Source organism: Sphingobacterium sp. NGMCC 1.201703 (genome assembly GCF_047784615.1).
In the GTDB taxonomy this organism is placed as follows: Bacteria; Bacteroidota; Bacteroidia; order Sphingobacteriales; family Sphingobacteriaceae; genus Sphingobacterium.
In genome coordinates this window covers 178,454-190,915 of sequence record NZ_JBLOHD010000001.1, presented here as the reverse complement: position 1 = coordinate 190,915, position 12,462 = coordinate 178,454, and the positions used below count along the sequence as shown (strand labels likewise).

Here is a 12,462-nt window from a genome sequence, read left to right as displayed (position 1 = left end):
TTTAAAGAGCGATTCAGGTAGGAATGGTTCTCGAATGGTTACCGAAAATAGGCTAAATACTCGGACTCACTTATCGGAAACGCAGTTTTTTGATGAATAACCTTTCTGCATCCATCAAGCGCACTGAGCGTCAATATCATGGCATAATATTTAAAAAAAATTGTCGACAAGCCAATTAAATGGTATACAAAATGGGCTAAAGAACCCGTAAGCCAAAATATAGCGTATATTTAAACCTTGAATCTGATTATTTTCGGAAGCGCGGGCAGAAGTGACCAAAATGAAAGATGACAATCGGACATCAACGATCGAAAGAAAATAGAACTGGAGCTTATGGATAAATCCGTTCCCAAATGAAAAAACATCTTATTCTTGTAGGACTTATCCTGCTAAAGTTTATTATTCAATATCAATTGATAAGTCCAATATATGATTTACATCGGGATGAGTTTTTACATTTAGATCAGGCCAATCACTTGGCTTGGGGATATTTGTCCGTTCCGCCGTTGACATCTTGGCTTTCCTACCTCATCAAGATTTTAGGAAACTCAGTATTCTGGATCAAATTTTTCCCTGCACTGTTCGGAGCGCTAACCATTCTAGTCGTCTGGAAAACCATTGAAGAACTCAAAGGAAATCTCTTTGCCTTGCTATTTGGTACATGTTGTGTTATTTTTTCGGTCTTATTTCGTTTAAACACGCTGTATCAACCCAATTCTTTTGATGTTCTGTCATGGACATTGATCTATTATTTTATCATAAAGTATCTCAACAGCGAACATCCTAAATGGCTATACATTATTGCGGTAGCCTTTGGCCTGGGATTTTTAAACAAATATAATATCGCCTTTTTGATCCTAGGGCTTATACCAGCCATTATAGCTGTTCCAGAACGTAAAATATTATGCAATAGCAAACTTTATTATAGTATGCTAATTGCTTTTTTGATCATCCTTCCTAATTTAATCTGGCAATACATGAACAATTTCCCTGTTTTTTATCATTTCAAAGAACTTGCGGAAACCCAGCTCATCAATGTCAACAGATGGAGCTTTCTCCGATCTCAATTTCTATTTTTTTTCGGAACTTTTCCTGTTATTGGCTTTGGATTATATGCTTTATTATGTTATCCCGCATTTCGAAAATATCGGCTATTCTTTTTGTCTTTTTTTATTACAATTGGTGTTTTTCTATTTTTAAAAGCCAAAGATTATTACGCAATCGGTATATATCCCATTTATTTTGCTTTTGGTGCAGTCTATATCTCAACACTTTTAGAGAATAAGGCTGGAAGAATTTTAAGCCCCCTTTTAATTGCACTACCTCCTGTTTTCTTTATTCCTGCTTATTTGCTGACATTCCCCAACAAGAGCCCACAATATATTGCGAACCATCCCGAAAAATACCGCAAAATTGGCATGTTGACCTGGGAGGATGGTAAAGACCATCAACTTCCGCAAGATTTTGCGGATATGCTGGGCTGGCAGGAGCTCGCCAAAAAAGTCGATGACATTTATAGCAAAATTCCCAATCCACAAAATACGCTCATACTTTGTGATAACTATGGTCAGGCGGGCGCTATAAATTATTATTCCAAACTTGGAATCCGTGCAGTTACCTTCAACGCTGATTATATCAATTGGTTTGATTTCAGCCATGAATTTCGCAACTTGATTCGCATAAAAAATTCATGGGAAAACCAATCTGAAATGAACGAAACCGCGCCTTATTTTGTACAATCTATACGGTCAGACTCCATTACAAACAAGTATGCAAGAGAATATGGAGCTGTGATTTTCACATTCATCAATGCAAAAATCAATATCAACCAACGAGTCCGGAAGGAAGTCGAACAAGAACAACGTCAACATATGTTGCCTGTTAAATAATTACTTAATATAGCGATCAGATGAAAACAATATTATGGCGAGGAGTTGCTTTCAACTCCCTGGAATATTTCAACATACAGGAAAAGCAGGATCATCATATCGTGGTCTCAAGAATTATAGGTTACTATCAGGAAAAAATTTATTCAGCAACTTATCAACTGACTATAAACAAACAGTGGGAGATCGAGGAGTTTTTTATTGATTCCGAGGTCGATATGATCAAAAATACCCTAACTGGAAAAAAAACAGGTATCAATTGGGAAATCAATCATTTCGATAATCCTAGCTTCAAAGGTTTTCTTTATATAGATATCTCTTTAACTCCCTTTACAAACACGCTACCAATAAACAATCTACAGCTTAAAATTGGTGATTCAAAAGAAATAGATATCATCTATATCGATCTGATCAACAACCAAATCACACCTGTTCGACAACGTTATACAAGGACAGATTTCAACGAATATCTATACGAAAATATCGTCAGTGATTTTACAGCTCATATTCAGGTGGATGAGAATGGACTGGTCCTAAACTATCCCGGATTATTTGAAAAGATAGCTGGAAACTAGTTTCAATTTTCCCGAAATAAAACCATCTCAAATCCCACCCTCCCGCTTGCCCTAATAATGCCTTCCGATCCAAAAAATAAATCGACATGCGTATAGGTTTTATAACGATGTCATTAGATAACAGTACTTCTAGCATATATTTTTTATTACCTCCGTTTACATAAAATATTTCTATATTGGTTCCGAGTTTTTCATGCTAAACCGACAAATTCTATTTGGTAAGATCACAAACACGTAATTATTAAGAAATCACAAAAAACTTTATGTCTAAAGCTATTTCACTGCTCCTGCTATTATCCGCTTTCTATTGGCCTAGTACAAGTTATGCGCAAGAAAAAAATCATCCTCCCCAGCTGATCCCTTTTCCCCAACAACTGGAATCATCTACGGGTTTCTTTCAAATAGCCAAGGGAGAACTCTCTTATACCATTGATCCCGACATCTCCTCAAACGCCTTAGACCAATGGATACGTCAAGCGTTATTTGGAAATATTTCCAAAAAGAAGGTGACACATGCTAGTGCAACGTTACGATTGATTAAAAAAAATGGCCTTTCCAAGGAAGGTTATGAATTAACAATTGACAAAAAAGGAATACAAATTTCAGCGTCCTCGGATCAGGGGATATTTTATGGATTACAAACCGTACAGCAGCTTTATCTCCTAGCTAAATCCAGTGGTATTATTCGTTTGCCCTATCTGTCAATTAAAGATCAGCCAGCATTTCAATGGCGTGGTGTAGAACTAGATGTAGCGCGACACTTCTTCTCAAAAGACTATTTATACAAGTTTATCGATCTCTTATCGTCCTATAAATTCAACAAGCTTCATTTGCATCTTACAGATGATCAAGGCTGGCGTATCGAGATAAAAAAATACCCAAAACTTACTTCAGAAGGTGCGTGGAGAACCTATAATAACCAAGATTCAGCATGTCTTGCCAAAGCAAAAGACAACCCCGATTTCAATCTTCCCAGCGAACACAAGCGCATCCATAATGGACAAGAGGAGTATGGTGGATTTTACACGCAACAGGATATCAGGGATATCGTCGCCTATGCATCGAGCAGACATATCGAGATTATACCTGAGATCGATATGCCCGGTCACATGATGGTCGCTACCAAAGCTTATCCCGAGCTACTCCTGGATAGCGAGACTGCAGGCTGGGGAAAACAGTTCTCCGTACCAATCAGTCCCTGGAAGGAAAGCAGTTATACGTTCATAGAAAACGTACTTAGCGAGGTTATCGAGCTTTTCCCTTCCACTTATATTCATATTGGTGCTGACGAAGTCGAAAAAGATTCCTGGTCAAATTCAGCTATAGCCAAAGCATTTATGAAGGAGAAAGGCATAGCAAATTTACATGACCTACAGAGCTATTTTGTAAAACGGGTTAATAATTTCATACGTTCTAAAAACAAACGCAGCATTGGTTGGGATGAAATACTTGATGGTGGTTCGGATACATCGATGACAGTTATGTATTGGCGGGGGTGGGTAAAAAACGCTCCTCGTGAGGCAGTTAACCGTGGTCATCAACTCATCATGACACCTACCAACCCCTTGTATTTTGACTACCTTCCCAATAGTAGCAGTTTGGATGCGGTATATAATATGTCTGTCATACCTTCTGATATTCTAAGCAACAAATCAAATTTAGTTCAGGGCGCACAGGCAAATATATGGACAGAAATGATCCCATCCACGGCCCGGTTAGAATTTATGATTCTGCCAAGATTGAGCGCATTGGCAGAACGGGTCTGGACCAACAAATCACTATATGAGAGTTATAGAAATAGATTAATCGCCCACTTTGGGCTCTGGAACAAAATGGGACTGCGTTACCGGATGCCGGATTTAAATGGTTTTGCCGATAATCAGGTTATCATTGATGGACGATCCACGCTAAAAATTGAGAATGAACTTCCAGAAAATGCAATTCATTATACTAGGGATGGTAGTCTACCAACGCAGAAAAGCCCGGTGCTAAGCGATTCACTTATTGTCAAAGACGAAGGAACCATACGTTTCGCAACGATATCTTCTTCAGGAGCGAAAAGCGAATTGTACCAAGTGAATTTCAAGAAAGACACCTGGAAAAAAAGTGTTACCGAAGATGTGAAGAATATGCAACCGGGATTGACCGCAACGCTATTTAATGGAACATTTGCAAATACAGCTGCAATAACAGGCACGGCGGTACGGCAGGAGATTATTAAGAATATCCATCTGAGCGACACGATTAAAATGCCTTCATTTGGCGCAAAAATTAATGGCTATCTATACGTGAAAGAAAAGGGTATCTATAATTTTTATTTCACTTGCGATGACGGCGGAGTTTTGCGCATACATGATCAGGTGGTCGTAGACAACGACGGACAGCATGCCCCAATTATGAAAAGCGGACAGATCGCTTTAGAAAAAGGATATCATCCGATTAGCATCGATTTTATAGAAGCGGGGGGTGGTTTTACCTTGAAACTTCAATATCGTGTTAACGGTTCTAAAATGACCGACATACCCGAAGAAAATCTATTCCGAAAAAATTAAACATAATGGCTGTCCCTTCTATAAAAAAGGGACAGCCTACATCATACCTTTCGTTCCATTATTCTCCCCTATTCTCCCTTCTATAGAAATTGAAAAAGATTCAGCATCGGATCCGCATCAAAATCTTTGGATATTATCTATCGTTGCCCTGTTGCACAATCAAAACTTTTGCTATCTTTATTTTACTTAGCCTGAGTTGTGATAACGACAAATAAAGTACCATTTGGCTGAACCAGATGCAACCAAGATAATTTGTTAGATCGGCTCAAAAATATATTAACACAAGATGAGCTTTTTAAATTTCTTAAAAGGACAACATAGATTGAAGCAGATTGATGTCAGTGAAGACCAGGACTTTGTTGATCTGCAACTAACGATAACCAAAAACTGGAATGATGAAAACTTAAATCATATTATCCAGGCAAAGGGTCTTTGGGGAAAAGAAACGGTTGGTATACAAGTCTCATTTCGACGCGATATGAAATTAGGTATCGTCAATACTGAAGTAGACAAGAAAAGATTTTATCGAGAAGGGGTCAACTTCTATTCCATAGGAGAATTGAGTGACAATTTCGCTAAGGCTGTAAGTACCTTGTTTAAAACTGAGGCCAGCTCTTTCAAGATGCTCGACACCATAAGCTCCACAGCATTTGTACTTAGTGGCCAGCCAGAGTATTTTGACGAAGATTATATAAAAACCAAAATTTTCTTCGATGATACAAACGAAAAGGATCGTTATGCAGAATGGTATGTGAATATTGACCTCAAAAATAGAATTCTTGAATTAAGGGAAAAAGATCAGGAATATCGAAAAAACATCATTAATGTGTTGACAAATAACTAGTTTTTTCGATAATTTAGCGATTACTACATGTGTTTTCAACCTTTAAAACTTGATTCTGCCCCCTATTCTATTCGTCAGTTATTGGAAAGCGAATTTGAATATTATAAATCAATTCGTCTGGAAGCAATTCAAACGGAGCCCACCTTATTTCGATGGAGCGATCCGGCAGAAAGCGATCTCTCCGATTTGGACTGGCAAGAGCGTATAAAATATCCGCGGATTGTCTTTGGACTTTTCAAAAAAGACGAACTAATCGGTATGACCAGCATGCTATTATTAAACGATTCTGAAGCCTATTTTGGGCAATCTTTTATTCGTCCTAAATATCGCGGACAAGGGCTTTCAAATCTTTTATACAAAATTAGAATGGCCTGGGTCGATGCACAACAGATCAAACGGCTCGTCATCAGTCATCGGGAAATCAACACGGTTTCAAAAAAAGCGATCCAACGTGCGGGGTTCGAATATAGTCACCGGGAAATCGTGCATTGGCTGGATGGCACAACTGGATACTCATTGTACTACCGCTTAGAACTTTAATACAAATCTGATCTGATTTCGAAAATAAGCATCACAGTAATTATTTTACTCAAGTGAAAAACTTATTGTAAATAGAAAGCCCCCCTATATAGCAGCTGAGTTAGTCCCGTTTTTTTGATAAAGTGTGCTTCTGTAAGTAATACCCCATTTAGCTATTTCATCAATTATGGGTCCCAATGTTTTACCACAATCAGTAAGCTCATACTCCACAGTAAGCGGCTTGGTATTCAAGACGGTTCTTCTGATAAGACGGTTCATTTCCAGATCTTGCAGCTCTTTGGACAGCATTTTTGCCCCAATCCCATCAACTTCTCTTAACAATTCCATAAACCGTAACTTTTCAAACAACATTAATGTCCCAATAATGTGGAATTTCCATTTACCTGCCAAAATCTCCATGCTATCATTTATCGCCAATATCCGCGTTTTACAAGCAGTGGAGGAACTTGATAGTGCTTCCTTTTTCATTTTACTTGATCTCCTTCTATTGAGTACAAAAATACTGAATTACAGCTACACAGCCCACTATCTTTTTGGAAAGTAGTTTCTTTAAGGAAACTAATACCAAAAATAAACTATCTATAATCTACCTTTGTAATCATAAATTAAAATGGCATGATTGATGCCAACGTTACAGAACAATACAAACATCTTATTAAAAAATAAAACGATAAAAAAATGAAAAAACAATTAATCTCAGGTTTAGCACTTATTCTGTTATTCGCTTCTTGTCAGAATACAGGTGGAGACAAAGCAAAAACAACATCAGCACAAGAGGTGACTGAACAAAAAGGACAGACCTATACTGTAGAGGCAGACAAAAGCACAGTAAAATGGACTGGTTACCACAAAGGTGGTTTGAATCCAAGATACGGTGTATTAAAAAGTGAGGGTACACTTTCGGCTGAAAACAATGCTGTTACTGGTGGATCGTTTACTATTGATATCAATTCAATTGTAACAGATAGCGCTTCTGTAGACCCTACTACCGCAGGTGGCAAAAAATCAACAGATTTGGATGCACACTTAAAAAGTGCTGATTTCTTCGATACGGCTAAATATCCAACAGCGAAGTTTGAAATCACCAAAGTTGCTCCATTTGATGCTGCGCAAGGAAAAAGTGTTGTTGCCGATGCTACAAACACAGTCAGTGGAAACTTGACAATCAAAGACAAAACAGTAAATGTGACATTTCCTGCTAAAATCACTTTCAATGGTGAAGAGGTTACATTCTATTCTAAATTTACGATCCAAAGACAAGATTGGGGACTTACTTATGGTACAGAAGGTAATCCACAAGATTGGATGATCGCACAAAATGTCGACATTGAACTTAATGTTACAGCGAAAAACGCAAAATAGATTTCTAATGGCTGATACAGCCTCCTAGATTTCCAGCTATAATCAAGTTGGCTTACAGAAGAGCCAACTTGATTATTCTTTATCCTAATCGCATCCTTAACCTACCAAATCCCTATTATTTCCCATCCTGACCAGGTACATATCGTTAAATTAGTACGGATTCATTTTAATCACCCACTTCCATCTTTTTCTTTAGACGTTGTTTTGCTTTTTTTATTGCTTCATTAGACACACAGAGGAGCTCACTCATACTGCTGTTGTTAAGTTCCAATTTTTGCAATGCAAGTATGCGCAGGTCGTTATCTGTAATTTTTGAATAATTTTGTTTCATTTGTGATAAATAACCTGGATACACTTTATCAAAAACATGCCTGAACTTTAACCATCGTTCATCAGTCATAATATGTGTCTGCAACATGGCATTTAAAGTATCAGAAACTTGGGCCATATACGCTGGGCTTTGTTCGGATACCTTCACAATCTCCTGCCGAAGCTCTTGAATAGTTGTATCATTTTGTTTGATTGTATCGGTAAATTCGCTAAGAGAATCTTTTAAGATCAAAAGCTCCTGATCGAGTAATTGCCGCTCGTAACCTAGCTTGAGCTGGTCTTTTTCAAGAAGAGTATTTCTCATTTTGATTTTTGCTTTGGACCTGTTGATTAAGAGCAATACGATCGCAAACACTAAAATCAAACAGAGCCCTATAAATTGATAGATCCGTTTGGTATGGAGTCTTTTTTCCTCGGCAGATTGAATCGCTCGATGATATCGTTCGGTTTCCCTTTGCCAAAGGGCCCTTTGTATCTCTTTATCATTTATTCTTTTTTCTAATGAGTCTTTTAAAAGCAGATAGACATGTAAATATTTAAGTTCATCTCCTTTTTGATTTAATCCCTGGGCAATAGCAGACAATAATTTTGAGGCTTCCATCTTATATTGCAGAAAATAGGGTTTTTCTTCCATTAGGTTCATGCTGGTTACAACATGCTGTCGGGCCAGTGCCCACTTTTTTAGGACGATATACCAATTAGCCAAATTGAGATTTGCCCGCATGGCATCTTTTCGCTCATTAAATTGCATAGAAAGCGCTATGTTCTTTTGAATTAAAGCAATTGCTTTTTGTTTATTGCCAGCTTTCCATGCCTGATCAGCTAGATTCCCAGAAATAATGCCAATCCACACGGAATCTTTGGCCAATTTTGCTTCCGACATCGCGCGGTTGAAATAAGTAACAGCTTGATGATTAAGCGAATCCTTGGTTAGATAAACCGCAATGGCATTGATAAGGTCAACACGTTCTCTTGATGCTGCTTTCGAAAAAGGTAATGCCTCCTGCAAGTAATCAACGGCGATACTATGATCTCCAATATAACTATAAAAATTTGCGATGAATTGGTAGTGCTTAACGACCAATGGTATTTTTTTGATGTCAATTCTGGATTTTAAATCATTTGCACGCAAGAAGAATGGAAATGCTTCCTTTACTTTTCGATAGACAAAGTTATAGTAGCCCTGCCTCGCATAGCCTATCATTTCCAATTCAATACTAGGATACTTTTGAAGCAATTGCTCCGCAAGCCGATAGTACTGATCAGAAACAGCATTAGTCCGATCAAACGCAATCGAATATCCATCTGCCATACGCATATAGTATCCCCATTTCAGTATATTATTATGTTTCCTATCGGCGAACGTTAGAACAGGAGCCAACGTATTTTTTAATGCAACAGTATCCTTCCCAAAGTTAGCTGGAAATTGGAGGACAGCTTCCAATTGACGAACCGGATCTTCAATATGTGTTATTTTTTCTATAGATTGTCCAAGGGCTATACTCGTAGTTTTTATTGTCAGAATAGCTAAGAACAACATACAAAATAAATAAACTTTCATTTTTAAAAAGGTCAAATTTTTATTAAAATGGCTAATGGTAACAGGTCAACTCGTAATAGATTTAATTTCCAGATCTGCCCTCTTAAAATCAGACATTCCCCATAAACAGTTGGATTCCCCAATAGTATTGGAATGACTTTTTTAATTATTTAGCAAAATGGTTAATATAGACTAATAAAACGAGGGTAAAGGCCCTGATTCGTTGTCGTAAATATACAATTTATCCAACTAAGAAATCAGTCTCTTTTGTTAAAAAATTGTTAGCTCGAGCAGCAAAAGACTTTTTAACACCGACGCGTCCACCCGAAGATCAAAACTTCTCGCCATATGCTATGATTTGGGTTTCCATCAGCAAAAGCTCATGTTCAGCATTTTTTAATCGGGCAGTCGCCCTGCCATTTTGGGTATCTAAGCTAATTTCCAACTCAACCTTTATATTTTTATCGCGATCAAAAAAAGCCTTGAATTTGTTAAAAATATCCGTTTCATCAAATTCAAAATTTACAGCACAACGGTTTTGATTTTTATCATACCATTTGACATATATATGCTTTGGGATTCCCCTTTTTTCAGCAACTATATTTTGTGCCCTTTCGTCGAAAGCAAAACGTTCAGCATTAAAATACCGAAAAATAGCATCATACGTTTTTATTTCTGGAGCGACCCCAAACTTTGGGTTCCAGGTGTAAGCTGCGCCCAGTTTTTTCCAATAATCATTAGGAATAGGCTGATTTTTTTTTGCCATTTGTATGGCCAAAGGAATAATCATCGTATCTGTCAAGACCTTATTGCGCCACTCCTGATTAAATAAATCGCCATACACCATCTCCTTACTGTCAGAAACCTTCCGACCAATATCGATTTTCTTCGCTTGATACTGACCTATTTCAACTTGGCGATACCCAGATCCTCCAGCCCATACCACGAGTCCTCCACCGGGAGCAAACCCGAAAATAATCTTGTTATAATGTTCCTCAACATCACTGTTTATTCTTCTTTCGATATAAGGCTGCTTAAAAAGTGTAAGCAATTTGTTGTAATCTATTGTGTCATGGAATTGATAGAAAGTATTCTCTGAAAACGAATACCAAGTTACATCAATTGCCTTTGGCAATGACATTATACGTTTATAGGTTTCAGCACCTGCCTCTCCCCATTTCCCGTGATAATTCACAGTATTTCCTTCACTAAATGTAAACTCATAATTCTTATCTTTCGGGAAGATGAATGTCCCTTTGTAGAGTTGTACCGGATAACCTGCTGGATTACTCATTGCGGCAGCCCATTCAAATCGACCCTCTTTTAAATTATCTGCCTGATCTTGCCGCTCCCGTTCAGCTTCCCGAACCTCACGGCCAACAGTCGAAAAAATAGAGACAAGTACAGTGAATAAAATACAGGCCAAAAACGTCAGTATCAATGCTGTCCAAGATTTTAGGCCCCAAACAAAGGTAATGCTACTAAATAAACTCAAAAAAATACTCAAAATTAAAATCAGCGGGAACATCTCAGAAATTACTCCCCCCAGATCAGCGTATATCTTGTGCTCATATGCGTCACCTAGTGTACCGACAAAAAGCAACACCGGTAACAATGTGGAAAATATAAAATAATATAAAAAACTGTAAATACCCTCAAAGACAATACTGGGCTTCTCAAAGACATTACATCGTTTCCGAAGCTTATTAAAATGAAAGTAAATAAGGGTAATTACAAGAAAATAAGGCGAAACACAAAATGCACCATAAACCAAGTCCATATCAGCATCTTGTGTTAACAACATTGCCAATAATCCCAAAACAGTCACAATGAAGGCCGAAACCGTAGCTTTAAGAACCATATATAGGTTTTATTATTTATTGATACAACTTTACCCAAAAGTAATAAGAAATGGATGCATTGGGATACAACAATTCATATTCAGTGCAATTCGTTATATATTCGTTCTATTTATTCACCCCACTTAAGAAACCAATATCGCAACATTTAAAAGAAAACAGATCATTTTATTAACTTAGCTCCTATACAGCAAATACGAATTATGCATTTGACGATTAGACCAGCACAACAAGATGATGCCGCCGTTGTACCTGAAATCATGTTACAGGCGATGGAAGATATTATCTTTCGTTTTATACAAAAAGAGGACAAAAAAGAAGCAGTATATTTTTTAACAGATCTTTTTCAGCAAAGTAAAAATCTATATAGTCATGAAAATACTTTTGTTGCTGTAGATCCCGAAGGCAATATTATGGGATCATTGACTGGATATGATGCCGATCATTTTATTGCACTACGACAACCGATACTGGAGGTCATGCAAAAACAATACGCCAATGATCTAATCCCTGAACCTGAGACAACAGGCCAGGAATTTTATATAGATTCTGTTGCGGTATCCCCCGCTGCAAGAGGTAAGGGCGTAGGCACTGAATTATTGAGACATGCGATCAAACATGCCAAAACAGACGGTTTTAAACAAATAGGTTTATTGGTTGACCTAGATAATCCTAATGCCAAGAAGCTTTATGAACGGCTTGGCTTCACATTAGGGAACAAAATGCCTTTCATCGGTGGCGAATACTATCATATGTATATTCGGCTTGTTTAGGTGAAATTATAACGTCAAATTCGTGAAAAACCTTAACTTTCCTATTCAAATGTTCTTTTTCAAAACTAAAATCGTTAACTCCATAAATTCGTTAAAATAGAATTTAGGACAACATATTGTCTAGCTTATTTATAAATACCACAAAAATTGATATAAAAGATATAAAAATGAAATCTTAAAAATCCCTATTTTTGCGCAGAT

10 protein-coding genes are annotated in these 12,462 nt (G+C 37.3%); 7 read left to right on the top strand and 3 right to left on the bottom strand.

Annotation, left to right across the window (positions count from 1 at the left end; translation table 11 throughout):
• Positions 1 to 353: 353 nt before the first annotated feature.
• The 5 genes from ACK8HY_RS00825 to ACK8HY_RS00805 all read left to right on the top strand — a co-directional run bounded on the left by ACK8HY_RS00825 (position 354) and on the right by ACK8HY_RS00805 (position 6,397).
• On the top strand, positions 354 to 1,889 hold the full coding sequence (locus ACK8HY_RS00825; protein ID WP_416132394.1) for a glycosyltransferase family 39 protein: 1,536 nt from the start codon (positions 354 to 356) through the stop codon (positions 1,887 to 1,889).
• A 20-nt stretch (positions 1,890 to 1,909) separates the two neighbouring features.
• The gene (locus ACK8HY_RS00820) at positions 1,910 to 2,461 is read left to right on the top strand and encodes a putative glycolipid-binding domain-containing protein (RefSeq protein ID WP_077436246.1); all 552 of its coding nucleotides are present in this window, start codon (positions 1,910 to 1,912) and stop codon (positions 2,459 to 2,461) included.
• Positions 2,462 to 2,724: 263 nt separating this feature from the next.
• Positions 2,725 to 5,013, top strand: coding sequence for a family 20 glycosylhydrolase (locus tag ACK8HY_RS00815; protein ID WP_416132393.1), 2,289 nt, complete (start codon positions 2,725 to 2,727; stop codon positions 5,011 to 5,013).
• 286 nt (positions 5,014 to 5,299) lie between these two features.
• Positions 5,300 to 5,857: a hypothetical protein gene (locus ACK8HY_RS00810; RefSeq protein WP_416132392.1), complete on the top strand. Its 558-nt coding sequence runs from the start codon at positions 5,300 to 5,302 to the stop codon at positions 5,855 to 5,857.
• A 27-nt stretch (positions 5,858 to 5,884) separates the two neighbouring features.
• Complete coding sequence (locus ACK8HY_RS00805; protein WP_416132391.1) at positions 5,885 to 6,397, top strand: GNAT family N-acetyltransferase; 513 nt, start codon at positions 5,885 to 5,887, stop codon at positions 6,395 to 6,397.
• Between the two features lie 84 nt (positions 6,398 to 6,481).
• Here ACK8HY_RS00805 and ACK8HY_RS00800 read toward each other — a convergent pair whose 3' ends face one another.
• On the bottom strand, positions 6,482 to 6,865 hold the full coding sequence (locus tag ACK8HY_RS00800) for a winged helix-turn-helix transcriptional regulator (RefSeq protein WP_416132390.1): 384 nt from the start codon (positions 6,863 to 6,865) through the stop codon (positions 6,482 to 6,484).
• Positions 6,866 to 7,075: 210 nt separating this feature from the next.
• On the opposite strand from ACK8HY_RS00800, the gene ACK8HY_RS00795 reads away from it, so the two are divergent.
• Positions 7,076 to 7,759, top strand: coding sequence for a YceI family protein (locus ACK8HY_RS00795; RefSeq protein WP_077436238.1), 684 nt, complete (start codon positions 7,076 to 7,078; stop codon positions 7,757 to 7,759).
• Positions 7,760 to 7,925: 166 nt separating this feature from the next.
• On the opposite strand, the gene ACK8HY_RS00790 is transcribed toward ACK8HY_RS00795, so the two are convergent.
• Together ACK8HY_RS00790 and ACK8HY_RS00785 are read right to left on the bottom strand one after the other, a co-directional pair.
• A complete protein-coding gene (locus ACK8HY_RS00790) occupies positions 7,926 to 9,650 on the bottom strand; it encodes a tetratricopeptide repeat protein (RefSeq protein WP_416132389.1) in 1,725 nt (574 codons plus the stop codon).
• Positions 9,651 to 9,960: 310 nt separating this feature from the next.
• Positions 9,961 to 11,490, bottom strand: a complete 1,530-nt coding sequence (locus ACK8HY_RS00785) for a DUF2931 family protein (protein WP_416132388.1) — start codon at positions 11,488 to 11,490, stop codon at positions 9,961 to 9,963.
• A gap of 201 nt (positions 11,491 to 11,691) precedes the next feature.
• On the opposite strand from ACK8HY_RS00785, the gene ACK8HY_RS00780 reads away from it, so the two are divergent.
• The gene (locus ACK8HY_RS00780; protein ID WP_077436232.1) at positions 11,692 to 12,261 is read left to right on the top strand and encodes a GNAT family N-acetyltransferase; all 570 of its coding nucleotides are present in this window, start codon (positions 11,692 to 11,694) and stop codon (positions 12,259 to 12,261) included.
• Positions 12,262 to 12,462: the final 201 nt, after the last annotated feature.